The organism is Paenibacillus sp. P5_B5, assembly GCF_056400365.1.
In genome coordinates this window covers 128,855-150,873 of the sequence record NZ_JBFULK010000005.1, presented here as the reverse complement: position 1 = coordinate 150,873, position 22,019 = coordinate 128,855, and the positions used below count along the sequence as shown (strand labels likewise).

General features: G+C 41.0%; 20 protein-coding genes. 8 read left to right on the top strand and 12 right to left on the bottom strand.

Annotation, left to right across the window (positions count from 1 at the left end):
- Nucleotides 1–15: 15 nt before the first annotated feature.
- The 4 genes from AC1DOK_RS08510 to AC1DOK_RS08495 are packed head-to-tail and all read right to left on the bottom strand — an operon-like array spanning nucleotide 16 to nucleotide 6,123.
- The gene (locus AC1DOK_RS08510) at nucleotides 16–1,809 is read right to left on the bottom strand and encodes a phage tail tape measure protein (RefSeq protein WP_477553827.1); all 1,794 of its coding nucleotides are present in this window, start codon (nucleotides 1,807–1,809) and stop codon (nucleotides 16–18) included.
- Between the two features lie 32 nt (nucleotides 1,810–1,841).
- On the bottom strand, nucleotides 1,842–2,786 hold the full coding sequence (locus AC1DOK_RS08505) for an ABC transporter permease (RefSeq protein WP_477553826.1): 945 nt from the start codon (nucleotides 2,784–2,786) through the stop codon (nucleotides 1,842–1,844).
- Complete coding sequence (locus tag AC1DOK_RS08500; protein ID WP_477553825.1) at nucleotides 2,783–3,712, bottom strand: ABC transporter ATP-binding protein; 930 nt, start codon at nucleotides 3,710–3,712, stop codon at nucleotides 2,783–2,785. Before AC1DOK_RS08500 ends, AC1DOK_RS08505 begins: the two co-directional genes overlap by 4 nt.
- The gene (locus AC1DOK_RS08495) at nucleotides 3,709–6,123 is read right to left on the bottom strand and encodes a DUF7408 domain-containing protein (RefSeq protein ID WP_477553824.1); all 2,415 of its coding nucleotides are present in this window, start codon (nucleotides 6,121–6,123) and stop codon (nucleotides 3,709–3,711) included. The genes AC1DOK_RS08500 and AC1DOK_RS08495 overlap by 4 nt, the downstream gene beginning before the upstream one ends.
- Nucleotides 6,124–6,371: 248 nt before the next feature.
- On the opposite strand from AC1DOK_RS08495, the gene aspA reads away from it, so the two are divergent.
- Nucleotides 6,372–7,796 carry an aspartate ammonia-lyase gene (gene aspA, locus AC1DOK_RS08490; RefSeq protein WP_477553823.1) on the top strand — a complete coding sequence of 475 codons (1,425 nt, stop codon included), beginning with the start codon at nucleotides 6,372–6,374 and terminating at the stop codon, nucleotides 7,794–7,796.
- A gap of 64 nt (nucleotides 7,797–7,860) precedes the next feature.
- On the top strand, nucleotides 7,861–8,790 hold the full coding sequence (locus AC1DOK_RS08485) for an EamA family transporter (RefSeq protein ID WP_477553822.1): 930 nt from the start codon (nucleotides 7,861–7,863) through the stop codon (nucleotides 8,788–8,790).
- A gap of 108 nt (nucleotides 8,791–8,898) precedes the next feature.
- On the opposite strand, the gene AC1DOK_RS08480 is transcribed toward AC1DOK_RS08485, so the two are convergent.
- From AC1DOK_RS08480 to AC1DOK_RS08450, 7 genes are all read right to left on the bottom strand, one after another.
- The gene (locus AC1DOK_RS08480) at nucleotides 8,899–9,621 is read right to left on the bottom strand and encodes an amino acid ABC transporter ATP-binding protein (protein WP_477553821.1); all 723 of its coding nucleotides are present in this window, start codon (nucleotides 9,619–9,621) and stop codon (nucleotides 8,899–8,901) included.
- Complete coding sequence (locus AC1DOK_RS08475; RefSeq protein WP_477554115.1) at nucleotides 9,618–10,274, bottom strand: amino acid ABC transporter permease; 657 nt, start codon at nucleotides 10,272–10,274, stop codon at nucleotides 9,618–9,620. The genes AC1DOK_RS08480 and AC1DOK_RS08475 overlap by 4 nt, the downstream gene beginning before the upstream one ends.
- A gap of 11 nt (nucleotides 10,275–10,285) precedes the next feature.
- Nucleotides 10,286–11,092 carry a transporter substrate-binding domain-containing protein gene (locus AC1DOK_RS08470; protein ID WP_477553820.1) on the bottom strand — a complete coding sequence of 269 codons (807 nt, stop codon included), beginning with the start codon at nucleotides 11,090–11,092 and terminating at the stop codon, nucleotides 10,286–10,288.
- 182 nt (nucleotides 11,093–11,274) lie between these two features.
- Entirely contained in the window at nucleotides 11,275–11,550 is a 276-nt protein-coding gene (locus AC1DOK_RS08465; RefSeq protein WP_477553819.1) for a hypothetical protein, read from the bottom strand.
- An 83-nt stretch (nucleotides 11,551–11,633) separates the two neighbouring features.
- Nucleotides 11,634–12,566, bottom strand: a complete 933-nt coding sequence (locus AC1DOK_RS08460) for a dihydroorotate dehydrogenase (protein ID WP_477553818.1) — start codon at nucleotides 12,564–12,566, stop codon at nucleotides 11,634–11,636.
- A complete protein-coding gene (locus AC1DOK_RS08455) occupies nucleotides 12,547–13,248 on the bottom strand; it encodes a dihydroorotate dehydrogenase electron transfer subunit (protein ID WP_477553817.1) in 702 nt (233 codons plus the stop codon). Before AC1DOK_RS08455 ends, AC1DOK_RS08460 begins: the two co-directional genes overlap by 20 nt.
- 124 nt (nucleotides 13,249–13,372) lie before the next feature.
- Complete coding sequence (locus AC1DOK_RS08450) at nucleotides 13,373–14,242, bottom strand: AraC family transcriptional regulator (RefSeq protein ID WP_477553816.1); 870 nt, start codon at nucleotides 14,240–14,242, stop codon at nucleotides 13,373–13,375.
- A 211-nt stretch (nucleotides 14,243–14,453) separates the two neighbouring features.
- Here AC1DOK_RS08450 and melA point away from each other — a divergent pair, with 211 nt between their 5' ends.
- The 3 genes from melA to AC1DOK_RS08435 all read left to right on the top strand — a co-directional run bounded on the left by melA (nucleotide 14,454) and on the right by AC1DOK_RS08435 (nucleotide 16,836).
- Nucleotides 14,454–15,752 carry an alpha-galactosidase gene (gene melA / locus AC1DOK_RS08445; protein ID WP_477553815.1) on the top strand — a complete coding sequence of 433 codons (1,299 nt, stop codon included), beginning with the start codon at nucleotides 14,454–14,456 and terminating at the stop codon, nucleotides 15,750–15,752.
- 232 nt (nucleotides 15,753–15,984) lie between these two features.
- Nucleotides 15,985–16,437 carry a helix-turn-helix transcriptional regulator gene (locus AC1DOK_RS08440; RefSeq protein WP_477553814.1) on the top strand — a complete coding sequence of 151 codons (453 nt, stop codon included), beginning with the start codon at nucleotides 15,985–15,987 and terminating at the stop codon, nucleotides 16,435–16,437.
- 24 nt (nucleotides 16,438–16,461) lie between these two features.
- A complete protein-coding gene (locus AC1DOK_RS08435; protein WP_477553813.1) occupies nucleotides 16,462–16,836 on the top strand; it encodes a hypothetical protein in 375 nt (124 codons plus the stop codon).
- A 336-nt stretch (nucleotides 16,837–17,172) separates the two neighbouring features.
- On the opposite strand, the gene AC1DOK_RS08430 is transcribed toward AC1DOK_RS08435, so the two are convergent.
- Nucleotides 17,173–17,649 (bottom strand): glutathione peroxidase, encoded by a 477-nt coding sequence (locus AC1DOK_RS08430; protein ID WP_477553812.1) that lies wholly within the window; start codon nucleotides 17,647–17,649, stop codon nucleotides 17,173–17,175.
- Between the two features lie 93 nt (nucleotides 17,650–17,742).
- On the opposite strand from AC1DOK_RS08430, the gene AC1DOK_RS08425 reads away from it, so the two are divergent.
- The 3 genes from AC1DOK_RS08425 (at nucleotide 17,743) to AC1DOK_RS08415 (ending at nucleotide 21,975) form a co-directional block, all read left to right on the top strand.
- Entirely contained in the window at nucleotides 17,743–19,095 is a 1,353-nt protein-coding gene (locus tag AC1DOK_RS08425; RefSeq protein WP_477553811.1) for an MATE family efflux transporter, read from the top strand.
- Nucleotides 19,096–19,362: 267 nt separating this feature from the next.
- Nucleotides 19,363–20,472 carry a citrate synthase gene (gene mmgD, locus AC1DOK_RS08420; protein ID WP_477553810.1) on the top strand — a complete coding sequence of 370 codons (1,110 nt, stop codon included), beginning with the start codon at nucleotides 19,363–19,365 and terminating at the stop codon, nucleotides 20,470–20,472.
- Nucleotides 20,473–20,520: 48 nt separating this feature from the next.
- Entirely contained in the window at nucleotides 20,521–21,975 is a 1,455-nt protein-coding gene (locus tag AC1DOK_RS08415) for a bifunctional 2-methylcitrate dehydratase/aconitate hydratase (protein WP_477553809.1), read from the top strand.
- The last annotated feature ends 44 nt before the right edge of the window (nucleotides 21,976–22,019 follow it).

The window sequence follows — 22,019 nt, the reverse complement described above, 5'->3', positions numbered from 1 at the left end:
AATTACATTGCTGATCTAAGGATTCGGCTGTATCTCTAAGAAATATTGTTCAACTAGCCCTTGCATTCGCTCTGGCAAGGGTGCCCGGTTGAGCGCATCCTTCGCTTCAGTCGCATATTGATTGTACACTTCTTCATACGGCCTGCTTACGCCATCAATCATTGGCGAAGTACCGCCCTTCTGCGTCTCGCCGCCCTTATCATTATTCGGTCCGTTATCTTTATAAATGTTGCCCTCCCCTTCATACTTCCGAGGGGTCATGATCAAGTTGCGGGAGCCTTCGCCAAGGCCGGCGCCGCTACCTTTACCGGCGCCCTGGCCACTGCCGGCGCCGCTGCCTGATCCGGCGCCTTGGCCACTGCCAGCGCCGCTGCCTGATCCAGCGCCCTGGCCACTGCCGGCGCCGCTGCCTGATCCTGCGCCTTGGCCACTGCCGGCGCCGCTGCCTGATCCTGCGCCTTGGCGACTGCCGGCGCCGCTGCCCTGCGCCTTCGCGGCGGCTTCGTCCCACGCCGCGTCATCCGCGGCGCCAGCGCCTCCCGCCGCGGCAAGAGCATCCGCCGAGCTCTGCCCGGCGGACCAAGCATTAGCGACGGCAAGGCCTGCCGCCGTCGCTTGCTGAGCGAGCTGCTGGCCTTGCTCGCCGAGCTGTGCCAGCTGCGCTTGCATCGCAGCTAATGATTGCTTCGATGCGTCCATCTTCGCTAACGCATTCGCAAGCTGCTCGTTCAGCTCCGCTAATTTTTCTTGCAGCTCATTCGCATCCCCACCCGGCTCCTTCGCTGCAGCTGCAGCAGCCTCTAATGCTTTGCGCAAGGCATCACTTTCCGCCTTACCATCTTGTGGCACAGCATCTGCTAGCTGTTCGAGCTGTTTAGCGAGCGCTTCTTTGGCTTCAGGACTAAGTTTATTCACATCCTGCTTAAGCTTATCCATCGCATTCTTCAACTCATTTGGATCACCTTGACGCATCGACTTAGCAACCTCAGCTAACATGTTCTGCTTCGCCATATCATGCAGAAGCTGCTCAGATTTAATCTGCTCTTTCTTCAAATCCCCAGCCAAAGACTGCATTTCCTTCATTGCACGTTCCATCTCTTCTAATGCTTGATCGACATTCTTGGAATTACTCAGTCGTTCCTCTAATCGTTCAATTGGTTGTTTGACCGTTTGTTCTGCTATAGCTGGCAGCTTCTTCTCTTCAATTTGCTGCTTCAAGGTGTCTAGCTTTGCTTGTTGCTCCTGCACAAATTCACGCTCTTGCTTCTCTTTGGCAAGCACCTCATCCATAGAATTAGGTAGCACAACTAACACAATAAGCACAATAATACTTACTCCAATACTTATGAGCTGCTTCCGCTTGGAAGGTATTGGCATATGCTCGCAAATTCGCTTGTTGAATGTTTTCCCAACCTCAATCGCCTGTTCCCGTTGAAGTGCTACGACAGGAGATTCTTCTTTCATATAATTCAGGGCTGTTACAATGGCATTACTTCTATCGAAAGAATCCACAACTTCAGCGGATTTTGTAAGAGGTAATTTACGCGCAACTCCCCATATGATGCCAGAGAGGAGTCCAACGAACACGAGGATCATGCTAACTTCATATAAATAATTCAAAGGTATAAATCTACCTAGGAGTAACCAAATGATTGCAGTTAGACAACCAGCCATTAATCCCCAGAAGCCATTATGCAATAAACGAAATAGAATAAGCCTTCTTTGAACAGGAGTAAGCAAATGGATCAGCTCATCCGATTTTGCAGATTTGACTTGTGACATTACGTTATCATTTGAACCTGTCTCCACTTGACCCACCTTCACTTTGCTGCTAATTTAGTTTACTGCTGTACTTGTTCTTGGTTACCCTTTGATGAAAGCTCATCATGATCCTTATGTTTGCGAGCAATAGGTCTAATCTTACGAATACTAAGCCATAACGCACCTACAATTATAAGGGTATAAACAATCAGAAATTCTTGCCATAATTCAATCGGAGCACTTGCTGTAGCAGCACCTGGCCCATGCACCCTGAATACTTCTTTAGAGAATCCATCCTCAAAAATACTAATAAGTGCCCCAGCTGGATTTAATCCAAGAATATAACCTGTCCAAGAATAATCACTTACAACTGGAGTGACTTGATAATAATTCCGCTGGGAAATGCTCATCGCAAGGATATATATTAATCCTGTTCCTAGGAATATAACTCCTCCAACACCATAAGTTACGATAATCGCAACAACCGTCCGCTTAAACAGCGTAGAGAACAAAATACCGAGAGAACCTAACAGCAGCATAATAAATACATAAAACAAGAATACAAGCATAAGCTGCTTAGGCGATATCCCACCATATAAAAATACAATACTATATATCGGTAAAGTAGAAATCACAATTAATGTCATAAAACTAAGTGACGAAACGAGCTTACTAAGGATAATTGTCGATGAGCTTTGCTGAGTCGTCAGTAGAATGTTAAGCGTCTGTTTTTCTCGCTCTCCACTGATCACACCCGCAGTTAAGCCTGGTGTCATGAATGCAATAAGCACAAGCTGGCCAATGGATAAGAAATAGAACATAATCCGGCTCACTTCAGGATCGAACCGAGCAGAACCAGAACCAAACATTCCTGTTGTTACATAAATGTATCCCATCGCAAACACACCAAGTGCTAGAACATAAAATAATAAAGCGAACATGGAACGAGGGGTGCGCATACGAAGTCTAAATTCCTTATCTAACATTGGATTAATTAGCTTCCCTCGCAAATTAAAGCTTTTCATGGCTGAACACCCCCTTTGGTAATCTCTAAGAATACATCTTCCAAATTCGTCTGAGCTTCATTAAATGAAATAATAGGAAAGCCTTTATCCATCATTTTACGTAATAATTGTGCTTGGTCGTCATCATGCCCACTGAAATGAACATGAACTCCTCTTTCATCCTGTAACACCATAGAGACATATTGCTCATCTCGTAACAGCTGCACTGCTTCCTCTGCTCGTTCCATAAACCTGATATGCAGCACTCGGTTCACTTGAATACGATTCTGAATATCTTGAACTTTCCCCTGTGCGATCATCTGCCCGTGCTCGATAACGCCTATTTCATCTACCATTTCAGCTAGCTCGGGCAAAATATGGGATGATATGATAATCGTTTTCCCCATCGCTTTTAGTTCCTTGAGAATTTCTCTCATTTCAATTCTTGCACGTGGATCTAGACCTGAAGCTGGTTCATCCAGAATAAGTAATTCAGGATCGTGTACAAGACTTCTTGCAAGACATAAGCGCTGCTTCATCCCCCGAGATAAAGTATCGACATAGAAATCTGCTTTATCAGTTAGGTTAACCAGTTCAAGTAACTGTGGGATCAGTTTATTGCGCTCGACACGCGGAATTCCGTAGCTAGCACCATAAAAATGTAAATACTCCATCGTCTTAAACTGATCATACACGCCAAAAAAATCCGGCATATAGCCAATTAGCTTACGAACTTCCTTAGGATTCTGTGTTACTTCATAGCCTCCTACTCTAGCTGTACCTGATGTTGGCAATAGCAGCGTCGCCAAAATCGACATCGTTGTTGATTTACCCGCTCCATTAGGTCCAACAAAGCCAAATACACTTCCTTTATCAACCTGCATATTAAGTGATTGGAGTGCTGTAAATGATCCATACGTTTTAGTTAGATTCTTAATTTCGATCATGGCGACACCTCTCCTTTCACTGCAATTTCAGGCATACGAATGTCTCCACCTGTAATGATACTAAACTTCATTTGAATATATTTACCACGATCAATAAATGGCGCAAGTGCAGCTTGATCGAGCGTATACGCTGTGCTTAAATCTACTTTCACCCATGCCTTCTTAACAGCATCCCACAGTTCCACCACTACATTCTGATTCATATTATCGATAACAAGCTCGGTGAACTTGGCATTAGCCACTGATGGCAAGCGATACTCTACAACTACATATCCATCAGAGAGATTGATGGTTTGTGACATTTTATCTTGACCGAAGCTTTGTGAATTCACTTCAGTAATCGTAGGTTTGATATAACCACGAGGAACCGTAATTTGCTTATCCTTCACGAGATTCAGCTCAATCTGCTGTGACCAGAGCGTTAATTGGTCATTCTTAATCTTCTGACCATCTACAGTAAAATCAATTCCTTGATCTTCACTCCAAGCAAAAAAGCTGGGTAGTCCAGTATTCAAGGATAAGTTTCTATTACTATGAAAATTTAATAGTTGCCTTTGGCGCTCAAAGGTATCGTTAGAGCCTGAATGTGGATAAACCATATAGCCTAAATCGCCGTAATACATCGTATTTGATATACTAGTCGCTAAAGTATATGAGACTGTATCCTTGCGCCTGATGTCGCCTAACTTAACGGTTTGACCATCAAATAATATGAAAGCATCTTTTAAATCTGAAAGTGTGTTATTCGTTACCTTACCTTCCATTTGCCCTGAAGCATTGACAAACAACTCGCTTTCTATCGCACCAAGCTGTTGAATCCCGTTTTCTTGTAGCATGGCTTTACGTACTGACCAGAAAGGTACCTTCTTAAATTCCAACTCTGTAGCATCTTCAACAGACCGAATCTGAAGATCAGATTCACCATGTAACCCTTGTTGTCCACGGCTAATGGTATCGAATGCTGTTGGGAATGTCTTATTATTCAAGGACAACGTATAATCTCCACTATTAGGAACGAACAATGCAACACCGCCACTACGGTTTCCTTGTCCATCACCATTTAATTCAATCGAGGTTAGTGTATGACCAATCATGGAAGCTTTATTGGAAGCCCCCGCAAAGAAGATACCTATACTTGAGACAATCGCTATGGATGGGATGATCACCCAAGACCATTCACGCTTATCAAAATACTTAAGTATTAAATATAAGATTGGCGCGACTATAATGGCATAAATAATCAATAGTACGACAAGCAAGCTAAATGGAGGCGACTGTATCGATGGAAAATAATCGAGCGCATTATCAATCTGCCAGTATACGCCACCGCCTCCGTATCGTATGTTGGATTGTTGATTATACTCAGCAAACTCCTCCTTGAGTAAATCACCCCAAAGAATATGATGCCCATTCCAATTAGCTAACGGTTGTAGAGCTACGTCAAATGCGGCATACAGCACCTTTCCATTGCCATAAGACTTGGACACGATTAGTGGAATACCATTCTGTTCCATTACAACTTCACTATCAGGAAGAGGCTTAGCCTTTGATAATGTAAATGGCTCCGTCAACTGAAGCTCCCTACCTGTCATATTAGCAAGAACGGATAAATCTTGAACGGCGATTGTGCCTTCTAATTGAACGGGTAGTAATTTCTCGAAGGCTTGCGTTGTTTTGGCAATTCCTGCACCGCCTGACAAAATAAGCGTACCTCCACTATTAACCCAGCTCGTAATCGCTTCTACTTGTCCTTGTGATAGGGTTTCGGATGGAAATTGATTAATCGCAAGAATATCTAGTGAATCATACATAAGAGAATTCGCTGGAAACTTCTCTGCCTTAAGTGGATTCACCTGAAGATCCAAGTTCTGCCCCCTAAGGAGCGTTAAAAAATTGAATGTATCACTATCCTCTGATAGAACGCCTACACTAGCGCTATTCGAAGAGGTAGCATACAAGTAGTCCTCACCACTCGTAAACGGAACGTTGTTCCCTTTGGACAGTGAATCTCTATAAAAACGAATGACGTTATTATCCTTTGAATATTGACCACCTGGTAGAGTAAACCAGACTTCCTTGCTGACACCCTTCGGCAGCTCTACATGCTGAACATAACTGATGTCTTTGCCACCATTAGGGTTAGCGATTTGGATGACAACATCTCCCATCAAATCAACATCCGTACTCGTAAGTATGAGTTTAACAGGATTCATCCTTTTTTCTTTCATATAATTAGTAGAGGATGTAAGTCCGATTTCTGTCTTAATATCAAGTTTAGGCTCTACATCTGCCTTTACTTCTTGTGGCATTATAGTTATGAATAACATCAAGCACACCATTAAACTAACCATAATTGCAAAGAATGGATTTCTTCCTCGTCTCTTGAAATAACTGTTTTCATCTACTAACACAATTTAATCTCCTCTCCAATTACATCAGCATAATCATCATACAAAATTCTCCATCACAAGTATAAACGTTACCTATTTCTAAATAGTTTCTTTTATTTCTAATTTCCACCTTTAATAGACGCAAGCAAGTGATCATAGCCCTGCATAATTTTAATAAAAGAAGGTTTACTTCATAGAAAAGAAGAATATAATTAAAATTGTTGAATTCACAAAATTATGTTTCTTTATAGGAACAGGAGGCTATTACAATGTCACAAGAACAAGTTCGGATCGAGAAAGATTTCCTAGGTTCACGAGAAGTTCCCGCTGAGGTTTATTATGGAATCCAAACTTTACGTGCTGTAGACAATTTTCCAATCACAGGTTATCGAATTCATGAAGAACTTATTAAAGCAATGGCAATTGTGAAGAAATCTGCCGCACTTGCAAATATGGAAATCAAACAACTGAACGCAAGGCTAGGTGAAGCTATCGTTACCGCTGCTGATGAGATCCTATCAGGTAAGTGGCATGATCAGTTTATCGTAGATCCCATTCAAGGTGGCGCTGGTACCTCAATCAATATGAACACGAATGAAGTAATTGCGAATCGTGCACTAGAGATTCTAGGTGAGAAGAAAGGTGATTATTTTAAATTAAGCCCTAATACGCATGTCAATATGGCTCAATCAACGAATGATGCTTTCCCTACAGCTATACATATCGCAACCTTATCTATGATCAATCAATTACTTACCACCATGGAGCAATTGAAAGAAACTTTTGAAACCAAATCGACTGAATTTGACAGCGTTATCAAAATGGGGCGTACGCATCTTCAAGATGCTGTTCCTATTCGTCTTGGCCAAGAATTCTCTGCTTATAGCAAGGTCCTTGGAAGAGATATTAAACGAATTAGCCAAACCAAAGAGCATTTATTTGAAGTTAACATGGGTGCAACTGCCGTTGGGACAGGCATTAATGCTGATCCACGCTATATTACTAGATGTGCCGAGCTTCTTGCCGAAATAAGTGGATTCCCATTAGTATCAGCTGAGAACTTAATTGATGCAACACAAAATACAGATTCCTATACAGAAGTATCTGCTGCACTTAAAATTTGTATGATTAACATGTCCAAAATTGCCAATGATCTTCGTTTGATGGCATCTGGACCACGCGCTGGACTAGCTGAAATATCACTTCCTGCTAGACAACCAGGCTCCTCCATCATGCCGGGCAAGGTAAACCCAGTTATGTGTGAGGTCGTTAACCAAGTGGCTTTCCAGGTCATTGGTAATGATCATACGATTTGCCTTGCATCAGAAGCAGGTCAGTTAGAGCTAAACGTGATGGAACCTGTCCTTGTTTTTAACCTGCTCCAATCCTTAAGTATCATGAATCAAGCCTTTAAGGTATTCAGAACTTATTGTATCGAAGGCATCGAGGCTAACATTGAAATCTGTAAGCAGTATGTTGAGCAAAGTGTTGGTATCATGACTGCACTTAATCCTCATCTAGGGTATGAAGTTTCAGCTAGAATTGCACGTGAAGCGATTGTAACTGGCAAATCACTCCGTGAATTGTGCTTGTTGTATAATGTACTCTCCGAAGAGGAACTCAATATAATCCTCGATCCCTTTGAAATGACGAAGCCGGGAATAGCCGGAGCTTCCTTGTTGTTAACGCAATAATGTATTTATCTTATATAAGGAGATGATTCCCTTCAATAGGAATCATCTCCTTAAACTTGACATCATGAAAGGAAATGATCGTATGTGGTTCGTCTATGCGAGCGCCGCAGCACTCTGCTTTGGTATGAGGGGAATCCTCTATCAGTGGACCTCGCGCAAACCGCTAGATAGAAATTTAATGCTATTCGGTGTTTATTTGTCAGGAGTATTCATTGCACTCGCACTCAACTTGATCATGAAGCAGAACTGGACCAATGGAGCTCTCGTCGGTATTCTAATCGGATTATTCTCGTTCATTGCCAATACTGCCATGTACAAAGGTTTTGCAGTTGGACGGGCCTCTCTTATCGCACTTCTGAGTGGCCTACCCCCGATAATTGTTGTTTGCTTCGCCTATCTACTCTGGGGAGAGTCACTTTCGTGGGGACAAGCAATTGCATTCGGTGTTATTCTGAGCGGCTTGCTAATCATCCGCTATTCAAGCGACCTATCTTGGTCGAACATGCAGGGTGCTCAGTGGGGATTGCTGATGCTCATTTCCTTCGGAATAACCGATGTTGCCTCTAAGCAGGCAGTTCTGTGGGAAGGAGAAACGTTTCCTACGCTCATTTATATGTATATCACCGGGAGCATATTGTTTTTAGGGTCCTGGATGTATGGCATCATCCGCAAGAATAGAAACACCACCGTTCTTGTATCTAATCTTGCCCAGGATGAAACTGCTGCAACATCTGATGCACCTCCTCCCTGGTCCATATCCCGAACGATTACGTGGGGCATGTTCGTCGGTATCTTTAACATCTCAGGTATGGCGTTTCTCTTGCCCGCCTTCCGTCTTGGCATCACAGGGCTTGTCTCTGCGGTTATCGCTATGAACGTACTTATTGTTCTTTTATATGCCCGCCTGTTTTTACATGAACAATTTAGCCGTAAAGAGGTAGTCGGCATTACTCTTACCTTACTTGGCATGATTTCCCTTCGGCTAGTCGGATAAATTGAAAAATGCAAGAAAATCGTTTTTCCAGTTCTATGATAATCGTGAATTTAGTCATAACATATTCAATAAAAATAAGCTTGCGCCGCAATAGCGTAAGCTTATTTTTTATAGTACTTTAGATAAAAAAGCTTGGGTTCGTTCTTGCTTCGGATGGTCGAAAATCTGCTCAGGCTTACCCTCTTCAACGATATAACCACCATCAATGAAAATAACCCGATCTGCAACCTCTCGTGCAAAGCCAATCTCGTGTGTCACCACAACCATTGTCATGCCTTCTGTTGCAAGCTGTTTCATGACACTAATAACCTCTCCTACCATCTCTGGATCAAGAGAAGCAGTAGGCTCATCAAATAGCATAATCTTCGGCTCCATTGCGAGTGCTCTAGCTATTGCTACTCGTTGAGCTTGACCACCGGATAAAGAAGGAGCATATGCGTCAGCCTTTTCAGCAAGTCCTACCTTCTCTAGCAGTTCTATCGCCTTACGCTTCGCAACATCCTCTTTCCACTTGCGAACCTGCATAGGAGCTAGAGTAATATTGCGCGTAACAGATAAATGCGGGAATAGATTAAACCGCTGGAAAACCATGCCTACTTCGGTACGAACCAGGTTGATATCCGTTTTCTTATCCGTTAACCGAACGCCTTCAATCTCGATTTCTCCTTCATTGAAGGATTCTAGTAAATTCATGCAACGCAATAATGTAGACTTCCCTGAGCCAGATGGACCGATAATCACTACAACTTCCTTATGCTTCACATGAAGGTTGATTCCCTTAATTACTTCCGTCTTATCGTAAGACTTCTTAAGATTCGTCATTCGGATCATTCTGTTCGATACTTCCTTTCGAGACGATTCAGAAGCTTGCTTAAAGTAAGGGTCAAGATCAGATAAATGATTGCAATTGTCAAATAAGATTCCCATACTCTGTAATACTGTCCCTGTGCTGCTTTTGCCCAATACATGAGTTCCTTCACTGCAATTATGGAAGCTAGAGAAGAATCCTTAATCAGCACAATAAACTCATTTCCAAACGGAGGAATCATTCGTTTAAGCGCTTGTGGAAGAATAATGAATTTCATTGATTTATAATGACTAAGCCCTAGTGACCTGGCTGCTTCCATCTGACCACGGTCAATGGACTGAATTCCTGCTCGGAAAATTTCAGCACAATACGCAGCCGAATTAAGTGACAAAGCGAGAATTGCTGAGAAAATGCCATTGGAATAGCCTAGTAAAAGTGGAGTAACCCCGAAGTGAACTAACATAATTTGTACAAGCAAAGGAGTCCCCCTAAAAAAATCGATATAAGCTGTGAATGGTGCACGGATAACGCGGTTTGATGACATTTTTCCTAGACCAATGCCTAATCCTAGAATCGTACCGAGTATTATCGATGCTAAGGAAATTCCAATTGTCATCAACATCCCTGTGAAAAAAAAGGGTGCGTAAGCTTCAATTATATCCCACCTGAAATCTATCATATGATCCCCTATTTCATTTTTAACAATGTCTTCACATCTGGCTCACTACCATACCATTTCTTATAAATCTCAGCGTATTTCCCATTTTCCAATACGGCTTTGACAGCTGGATCTAGCTTAGCTTTAAGTTCACTTCCCTTAGGAAGCAAGATGCCATAGAACTCGGATGCAAAGTTCTTTTTATCATAAATAGCCTTGAATTTCTTGTTCGGATTATTCTTCAAGTATTCGTTAACGATCATATTATCCGCGACAACAGCATCAACTCCATTGTTATCAAGCTCCATGAACGCCATCGTAATATTCTCGTACTTATTCAGATCTTTTTTCTCCTTGCCAAAAAGCTCCTCGATCACTAACTGACCAGTTGTAGCATTCTGAACGCCAATTCTCTTGTCCTTTAGATCAGTTGCACTTGTAATCTTATCGTCCTTGGTGAGGATCATATTCGTAGATTCGAAATAAGGAGCGGAAAAATCATAAGATTGTTTGCGTTCATCACTAATCGTCACGGAGGAAATCCCGCCATCCAATTCTTTACCCTCTTTAACTGCAATTAGGAATGGATCCCAAGTAATATTGCTAAGCTCGTAATCTAACTTAGCTTCTTTCATCACAGCATCCAGAAAATCGACGTCAAAGCCTACAATTTTCCCATTCTCCATAAACTCCTGGGGTGCCCAAGTGGCGTCAGTCCCAAATTTGTATTTCTTGGCTGGTTCTCCGCTTGCTCCTTTGGTGTCAGCTGTTTTACCGCATGCAGCAAATACGAATAGCATACAGATGATAAGCGCTAAGCTCCATACTCTCTTCATACTTCCCCCGCCTCTCACTAAACTAAATTGGTATATTATCACAACAATACACTATTTGATAAATTAGGTAAATACTTGAAATTATATAAATGTATGCGGTTACAGATAATAATCAGTCAATAAAAAAACGATCGAGATTTTCTCGATCGCATTAGCAAGTCATTTGGAGTTTGTATTGTATTCTACTCAGAAGCGTCTTCAAGCTTAGTAAGTACAGCTTCTACAAAGATATCAAAGAATTCATCATCCTCTTCAAGCTTCGTATCTACGAGAAGAATATCTTCTTCCTTGCCCGATTCATTTGCAAAATTCAAGCTGTAGTTCCAGTCGTACTTATTCTTGCTTTGCAGCATAATTTCATATGGAGCGGATTGATTCGCATACTCGAATATGACTTGTCCGATATATCCATCTTCTTTGGAGTGGGAAACAGTTGCACTCATAATGTTGATTGTCATTTCATCACCTATCGCTTAACAAAGTATTTCCTTCTATTGTAGAGCATAGTCGTCTAATCAACAAGTTGTCACTGCTGTTTGATCTATATGATCCCTCGAATTTCATCTAAGCTACTGATGTTCTCTTGATCCATAAAAGCCTTAAGCCCATCCATAATCTCTTCACCAGCACGAAGGTTCATGAAATTATAGGTTCCAATCTGAACAACGGTTGCACCAGCCATAATAAATTCAATCACATCGTCGCTGCTTGCAATTCCGCCCATGCCCATAATTGGAATATCAACATGCTGAGCAACTTGATGGACCATTCGAAGTGCAATCGGCTTGATTGCTGGGCCAGATAATCCTGCATAACCATTATCGAACACACTTTTCCTTCGCTTAATATCAATCTTCATCGCTGAGAATGTATTCACGAGTGAAACTGCTTCTGCACCTTCCTCTTCACACATGACAGCCATTGCTACAATATTCTCTGCATTGGGTGATAGCTTAACTGATAAAGGGAGAGATGTCGCCTGACGAACTTCCCTAACGACTTCTCTGGCTGTTTCGGTCTGAATACCATAAGCAATGCCACCCTGTTTGACATTCGGACAAGATATATTCAGCTCAATCATATCTACTCCATGCAGACCTTGCTCTCTACGCTTATGCGTATCCTCTGTAATTAACACAGCACCTTGCACATAATCTTCAATGGATCCTCCACCTAGATTCGCTAGCTTAGCAGGTTCAATTGTTTCCCAGAATGGCATCTCTTCCTTCAAAAATGCCTCAATCCCTGGATTCTCAAGCCCCACACTGTTCATCATCCCGGATGGCGTTTCCCAGACACGTATACCGCGATTACCCGCTTTCGGATTTAAGGTTAAGCCTTTGCCTGAAATACCACCAAGCTTATTAATATCGTAAATTTTGGCATATTCTTTACCAAAACCAAATGTACCTGATGCCATAACGATCGGATTCTTAAAAGAAACGCCAGCAATATTACAAGCCATTCTCTGCATCAAAGTTTACCTCCTGTGCTAGAAATACGGGGCCTTCAACACATGCTCTCTTGTTTCCACCGTTACAAATCACGCTGCAGACAAGACAGGCTCCAACCCCACATGCCATTCGCTTCTCAAGCGAAACGTATACTTTGGTCTTGGAATTCTTAACTTTATCAGCAACTGCATGCATCATGCCATGAGGACCACATACAAATATCGTATCGTACTTCTCAAAGTCCAAATAATCGACAATCCCTCGTCCAACATTCGTAACCACTTGATTAGCAACCTGAGTAAACTCATCTACTAGAAAGGCCTCTTGACTAAAACCTAGAAAAAGATCTGATCCTGGTAATTGCCTTGCAGCATAATAGAGTGGAGCTATACCAATCCCTCCACCAATCATAGCTACCCTACCTTCTGGCTTTGGAAATCCGTTACCGAATGGACCTTCTAGTCCAATCGAATCTCCAGACTTCAGCTTGGAGAAATTGGCTGTACCTTCCCCAAACACTTTATATACAAACTGAATTGTTTCATTATCAATGTTATAAATACTAATAGGTCGTGAAAGAATCGGATAGCGGTCCCATGCACGGAGCATATAGAACTGGCCCATCACACCTTGATATTTGCCTTTAACAACCATAAGATAAATATCTTTTGCTATTTCTTCATTTGAGATTATGACAGACATGTTGCAGCTCCTTTCATGTTACAAACAGGCTTATTCCAAAATACTTCCCTGAGTAACTATGCACTGCAACTTGTTTATCGTATGTAACTTTTTTCACTTTTTATCCGTTTTCTGCTTAGTAATTTCATCCATTCTTACAATTATATCCTTTATTTCCTCTCATAGTGCTGCGAGACTCACTTGGACTTACACCATACCACTTCTTATATTGCTTCGAAAAGTATAATGGATCTGTAAAACCAACTGATGAAGAGATCTGTTCGATTGTCAGACGACTGCTTAATAATAGCTTCGCTCGCTCCATACGAATCTTCAACAAGAAATTCACAGGCGATAAGCCTGTGTGCTGCTTAAACATTTTGGAATAATAGGTTCGATGATAACCCACTGTGTGAGCCAATTGCTCGATTGAAATAGGCTGTGTATATTGTAGCGTCAAAAAACGAATTCCTAACTCAATTTGATGTTCAATATCCGATTGTGGTTCTTTCTCAACTGTTAAATTCGTATCCGTATGCTGCATATACTCCGCTAATAGCAATCTGAAATAACCATTCGCCTGCATATCACAATGGTTACTCCCAGCTTGAAGCGTTTGCTTTATTTGATGGAATAATGTTGGAATTACTCGATTGTCTGTACTACTTATGATTGGTTGATTAGCCGAAACTCCCATCTGACTGAAAGCTATATCCACTAGATTCCCTTTAAGAGCTATCCAGCGATATTGCCAAGGATCTACCGAATTTGCTTCATAAGTAAATAGCTCACCAGGAAAAATAACAAAGCTATCCCCTGCCTTAAGCTCATATTGATGACCGTGAATACGAAAGCTTCCTTTACCGCCTATCACGACATGAATTAAATGATAATCAAGTACAGAAGGACCAACCAGATGACTGACTTCGGTTTGAGATTCACCGCTGAACAATAAGACATACTCCCCTTTGGAGGGACTTGGGTTAATTGCTACCTCATAATAAGCATCTATCATGATCTAACCTCCTATTAGCTTTCCAGAGAAAAGCAGATTCGTATGCATTCACTATTTTCTGACAGATTAGCATGATCTCACCCTAGCAAGCAAGGTAAAACTACAATCGTCCATATACTCATCGTTTCCCTCCATATACTTAAGGAACTCTTAAACGGTATAGTTAAGGTAATCCGGATCACAAAACAATCATACGTGGAGGTCATGAAATATGCCAAAAGTTACTTTTCTAGGGGCAGGTAGCACTGTTTTTGCCAAGAATGTGTTAGGGGATATTATGGCAACACCAGCTCTCAATGGCTTTGAAATTGCTCTATTCGATATTAATCCCGAACGCCTACAAGACTCTGAAAAAATGTTGAATAATATCAAACGTACATTAAACAGCAATTGTACAATCCAGGCATTCTCAGATCGTAAAGAGGCACTAAGAGGAGCCAAGTTCGTTATTAATGCCATTCAAGTTGGTGGCTATGATCCATGTACAATTACAGATTTTGGGATTCCGAAGAAATATGGTCTTCGCCAAACGATCGCTGATACCGTAGGTATTGGTGGTGTATTCAGAAATTTGAGAACAATCCCTGTTATGCTTGACTTCGCAGCAGACATTCGTGAGGTTTGCCCTGATGCTCTGTTCATGAACTATACCAATCCGATGGCTGTGCTTACGAATGTGATGAATACATACGGTGGGGTTAACACAGTTGGCTTATGTCATAGTGTCCAGGTGTGTGTGCCTCATCTACTCGGTGAATTAGGGATGGACTCCGAAGGTGTACAGTGGAAAATAGCAGGAATTAATCATATGGCTTGGTTACTCGAAGTCAAGAAAAATGGCTTAGATCTTTATCCTGAAATTAAACGCCGGGCAGTGGAGAAACAAAAAGAAAAGCATGACGATATGGTTCGTCTCGAAATGATGCTTAAATTCGGTTACTACATTACCGAATCCTCTGAGCATAATGCAGAATACCATCCTTATTTCATCAAAAAGAATTACCCTGAACTCATCGAAAGATTCAATATTCCATTAGATGAGTACCCCCGTCGCTGTATTGAACAGATTGAAGCGTGGAATTTCATGAGAGATGAGCTTGTTCAGAATTCCGAGCTCAACCATTTCCGCTCTCGTGAGTATGCATCCTATATTATAGAAGCAATGGAGACAGACACTCCTTATAAAATCGGTGGCAATGTGATGAATACAGGATTAATTACCAATCTTCCAAAAGAAGCCTGTGTAGAAGTGCCTTGTCTAGTAGACAAAAGTGGTGTTACACCTACCTATGTAGGCGATCTTCCACCACAGCTTGCAGCCTTAAATCGCACGAACATCAATACTCAGCTGTTAACAATTGAAGCTGCGATAACAAAGAAGAAAGAACATATCTACCACGCTGCTATGCTAGACCCTCATACTTCTGCAGAATTATCCATGGATGACATTGTAGCTATGTGTGATGATTTAATCGCTGCTCATGGTGATTGGTTACCTGAATATAAATAAGAAACTAAATTGCATTCATAAATACAAACCAAGAATCCCTATTAGCTAAAGCTAGTAGGGATTTTCTTTAACTGTATAGCCCGGTGGGACTCGAATCCCCGACCAGCATTATGCCGAAACCGGATAATGTGCGTAGTTTTCCCCAATATGCCTACCCTTTACAAAAGGTAACTAATAGTGTAATATTACACTATTAGTAGAAATGAACACTAACCCATGAAGGTGATGTTAATTGAATAAAGAAACTGTAATTGATTTGATTTCTAAGAATGTTCGACTGATTCGTCTTGACAGGGGATATTCTCAAGAAAAAATGGCTACTGTTCTAGGGATTTCTAAAAAGACACTGGTTCAAGTTGAAAAAGAAAGAACATCCATTGGTTGGACGAATGCAGTCGTAGTTTGTGCTTTATTTAAGGATAGTCAAATCTTAAAACATATTTTAGGAGAAGAACCTTTTGAAGTAATTGAAACACTAGCTCACGATGGTATGAATACTCCAAAAGTAAAAACATTAGGTGGAAAAATGTTTTGGAATGAGATTGCGAAAAAAGGAAAGTTTCGAGTACAACAAAATATGATTAGTCAGCATTTTCGTATTTTAGATGATAGTGAGTATCGTTGGTATAGCACGTTTGAAGAGGAAGATGTCATGAATCGTTTTCACGAATTAACTAATGAGTAATTTAATTTTAAAGGAGTAATTAAAATGGAGAAAAACAAGAAAGTCATTATATTAAATAGCCTATTAATAGGAACTATCATACTAAATCTTTTTATCTTTACTTCACGTATGCGCTTTTTCCCTTGGTTTATTGAAGATGCATGGGGATATTTGGGAGTATTCCTTACTGCACCTATCTTAATAGGTATTTATTTCATACTAAGACATTTTCACAAGCAACAACTAGTCACAAACACAAATAAGGTAATTCCATTATTAGTCGCAGTAACATCATTGATTATTGTATTTTGTCCGACAACTGACTTTTTAAATATTGTTGCCCTTGTAATTAATGTAGTAGCTACGGTATTTTTAGTAGCAATTAGTTGGATTCTACTCCAAACTAAATCATTTATCTAGATTCCTAATGTCCACTAATACTTGTGGTATAATTTGGTTCCATTGCTACACAAACCCCTAAATTGCATATGGATAAAAAGAGAAGTCCGTAATTTTACAGACTTCTCTTTTTATATTAATTCCGGAAGCAAACGACGCTACAACGGAACCTCCTGCTTTGCTTATGACTTAACATATTCAAGAACTCCTCGAGATTGTTTTTCTAAATTTCGTCAAGGTATTCTTATAAAGAATACTTGTATAGATAAACCCAATGCCAACCATTATGATCAGCGCTATATAAACTGCCATCAAAAATAGCGGCATCCTGTATGCCGCTGCATTCTAACCCCAAACTTACCCTAATAGCTTCTTAATCTCTTCCTCGATACTCGCTGGTGAAGTAGTCGGCGCATATCTATCAATTACGTTACCACTACGATCTACAAGGAATTTAGTGAAATTCCACTTGATTGAATCCGTCATAAATCCCGATGCTTCTTTCGTAAGATATTGAAATAAAGGATGGATGTTAGCACCTTTGACATCGATCTTTTCAAATATAGGAAAGGCTACTCCATAATTGATCTCACAGAAGCTTTGAATTTCTTCGCTTGTTCCTGGTTCTTGATTGCCAAATTGATTGCACGGGAACCCTAGCACCTCGAAGCCTTGATCCTTATATGTATCATAGATCTCTTGAAGTCCTTTATATTGTGGCGTAAATCCACAGTTGCTAGCTGTATTCACGATTAGTAAAACCTTGCCTTCATATTCACTCAGTGATTGCTGAACACCTTTATTTGTCGTAGCGGTAAATTGATAAATACTCATATTAAAAAACTCCTTTACTGGTTAATTGTGTATAATCAGTTTATATCATTATAATGAAACAATGCATTTTAATCTAATCTAGGAGTTCATAACATGTTTAGTAATTGGAAAAACGTTCTTGTATTAGCATTACCTTCGTTTATGTCTTTTTTTGCGCAGACTGCGATCGGTACAGTAAACCTCATCTTAGTAGGACATCTTGGTGCATTAAATATTGCAATCGTCGGTGTTGCTAATATTATTATGTACAATGGATTTGCGATTTTCTCAGGCATCAGTCATACGGTGAACTATTTGGTTGCACAGGATTATGGAGCAAATGATATTAAGTCTAGTATTAGGCGAACTTATTTAGCGCTATACCTAAGTATATTCGTCGCGATACTATTATTCATAGTTGGCTTCTTCTTTGCAGGAAATATTTTAGGCTGGACCGGTGGATCATCAGAGCTAGTCGTAGCTGGTGAACATTATTTACAAATTCGATTCTATGCACTTTCCTTTGGTATCATTAGCTTCATGTTTCATGGATTTCTTCGTGGAGTTGGGGATACCCGTACATCCATGATTTTATCGATTATTAGTAATGTCGCGATACTTTTCTTCGCTTATTCTCTGACATACGGTCGATTAGGATTTCCTGAGCTTGGTCTTAATGGTAGCGCCTATGCGATATTAATTGGTGAGTTTATCGGATTCATTCTCGCATTGTATGTATTTTTTATCCGATTCAAAAATAAATTCCAAACGCTCGTCAAGGTTGTAATTCGACTGCGTGAGATGAAATTAATCGTTGTCGAAAGCTTTAAACTTGGCATGCAAGAATTCTCGATGAGTTTTGCCATGTTCATTTTTACCATATTCGTAGCTAGATTAGGGACAGAAGCGCTTGCTGCAAACGAAGTAGCTCTTAATGTAATGTCTTTCGGCTTTATGCCTGCATTCGCCTTTGGTACAACAGCGACGATTCTAGTTGGCCAAGAAATTGGGCGAGGGCAGCCTCTCAAAGCTCGAAGAGCTGCTACTGACGTAGCCGTCCTAGGCTCGATATTTCTCATCCTACTTGGTACAGCAGAGATTATTTTTGCTAAACAAATTGCTATGATTTATAACAGCACAGATCCGTACGTTTACGAAACAGCTGCTCAATTAATTATGATATCCGCTTATTTGCAAATATTCGATGGCTTTCTTAACTTCTATGCAGGCGCATTACGCGGACTTGGGGAAACCACCTTCTTGCTTCGGATGTCGCTCATTATCAATTGGTGCGTTTTTGTACCATTAGCTTATGTGCTTATTTTTGTGTTTGATATGGGCAGTATTGGTGCTTGGATTGCTCTGTACACTTATTTAACAGTCATTGGATTATCCTTCATGTACCGCTTCTATAAATCAGACTGGTCAACTATTAGAGCCAAAGATATTGAAGTAGGTATGCATTAATTCTAAAATTCTCGTGTTGATTGATGACCGCTACGCGGACGGATTGTCCTTACGATCATGTATATTTTCATAAATTTAGCGGCATTTCATGAGTTTTCTAATTAGAATCTCTAGAACTGTCGCTTTTTTTGTAAGAGAATGACTCCAATGAATTTGTATTCTTTAAAACCTCTCATTAAGGTCGCAATAGATATTAGACGACATGATCCCCTCATAACTATACTTAAGCTATTCAATTAAATACCTTATCAAGGGAGCGCGAAGTCGATGAGCGGACAATTTCAACCTGGTCTTGAAAACGTTATCGCAAGTGAGACGAATATCTCTTATCTAGATGTCGAGAATGAAGAAATTGTGCTAAGAGGCTATGATCTTATCAAATTAGCTAAGTCAGTAACCTATCTAGATATTATTGGATTAATGCTTGATGGTTATCTACCTTCTGAAGAACAACGAGATGGACTCGAGCAAGATTTAAAAGCGAATTATGGCGTGCCCGATGAGGTTATTTCTATTCTACAGCTGCTGTCCAAAAAATCTCATTTGATGGATGCGCTTAGAACAGGTATTTCAGCACTTGCTGGCTATGATGAAGATTTAGAGGATCGGACAAGGGCTGCTAATCGTCGCAAAGCAATTCGCTTGCTCGCCAAGGTACCACAAATTGTTGCTAATAGCTACCGTGCAAATATGAATTTGGAGCCAATTAACCCACGTAGCCATCTTTCATACAGCGCTAACTTTCTGTATATGATTACGGGTCAGGTGCCAACAGACATTGAAGAACGAGTATTTGATCAGTCACTTATTGTCTATAGTGAGCATGAAATGCCGAATTCGACCTTCGCTGCACGGGTCATCGCTTCAACACAAGCAGATTTATTCGGTGCTCTGACAGGTGCTGTGGCATCACTCAAAGGTACACTTCATGGCGGCGCGAATGAAGCTGTTATGCGTATGCTGCTTGAGGTACAGTCAGAAGACGAGATTGAACCACTAATTCTCGGTAAGCTAGCTCGCAAAGAAAGAATTATGGGCTTTGGTCATCGTGTCTATATGAATAAACCTGACCCACGCGCCATGCTAATGAAAGAAGCACTTGCTCCACTCGCTGCCTCCAAGGATCAAATGAGTCTATATCATATGTGCGTTATTGGAGAAGAGGTCATGAAACGCGAGAAAGGCTTGTACCCGAATTTGGATTACTATGCCGCACCTGTCTACTACTTATTAGGTATTCCCATAGATTTGTTTACTCCTGTTTTTCTAGCCGCTCGAACAGTTGGTGTATGTGCCCATGTAATCGAGCAGCATGAGAACAATCGTCTATTCCGTCCCCGTGTTCTTTACAATGGTCCTCGCGGATTACAGGTTTAATCTCAAATATAATATCTGATAATTCAAATAACAGGAGTGGTTTTAAGAATGAGCACCTCTATAATCGAGAATAAAGGAACAATAGCTTCTGGAGCTGATACCTTACTTATTCAACTAGCAGAATACGCACTTCAGCATGAAATTCAAAGCGAAGAAGCTTACAAAATAGCTCAATATATCGTAATGGACTCACTTGGAACTGGAATCTTAGCTCTACGCTTCCCAGATTGCACGAAGCACTTAGGACCGATCGTACCTGGAATTACTGTTGCGAATGGCTGCCGAGTACCGGGTACACAATTCGAGCTTGACCCTGTACATGGCGCATTCAATATCGGTTGTATCATTCGTTGGCTTGATTATAACGACACATGGCTAGCTGCTGAATGGGGGCATCCTTCAGATAATCTGGGAGGCATCTTGGCAGTAGCCGACTATATAAGTCGCTGCAATATAGCAGTCGGCAAAGCTCCATTACTGATGAAAGACGTTCTAACCGCTGCGGTCAAGGCGCATGAAATTCAAGGTGTACTTGCACTAGAAAATAGCTTAAATCGAGTCGGATTAGATCATGTTCTTCTGGTCAAAATTGCTTCAACTGCAGTCATAACTGCCATGTTAGGTGGTGGACTTGAGGAAGTTGTCAACGCCCTCTCCAATGCATGGCTTGATGGCGGGGCATTAAGAACTTACAGACATGCACCAAATACAGGATCGCGTAAATCTTGGGCGGCTGGAGATGCTACAAGCCGAGCTGTTCGCTTAGCGCTTATGGCGGTTAATGGCGAAATGGGATATGCAACTGCACTATCTGCGAAGAACTGGGGCTTTCAAGATGTGCTGTTCAAAGGCAAAGAACTAACGTTAGCCCGTCAGCTCGATTCCTACGTCATGGAGAATGTCTTGATCAAAATATCGTTCCCTGCTGAGTTCCATGCGCAGACCGCAGTCGAATGTGCCTTCGAACTCTCACCTATTGTTAGAGATCGATTGGACGATATCAGCCATATAACACTCACTACACATGAATCAGCTATTCGTATTATAGATAAGAAGGGTCCGCTTCATAATCCTGCTGATCGCGATCATTGTCTGCAATACATGGTAGCAGTTGGTCTCCTATTCGGTGAACTAAAAGCGGAGCATTACGAGCAAGAAACTGCACTTGATCCTCGTGTTGACAAGCTGAGAGACAAAATGATCGTAGTTGAAGACATTCGTTATAGTCAGGATTATCTTGATCCCAACAAACGTTCAATAGCTAACGCCATTCAAATTCATTTCAATGATGGAACTGATTCAGCGAAGGTTGAATGCGAATATCCGATTGGCCATCGTCGCCGTCGTACAGAGGGTTTACCTAAGGTTATTGAGAAGTTCGAGTCTAATCTATTAACAAGATTCCCAAGAAAGAAAGCGAATCAAATCCTTGAGCTTTCTACTGATTTCACTAAATTTGCAAATACACCAGTCAATGAGTATATGAGCTTGTACGTAATCTAAGCATAGTTAATAAGCGCAATTACTAATGAAGATAGCTTTATAGG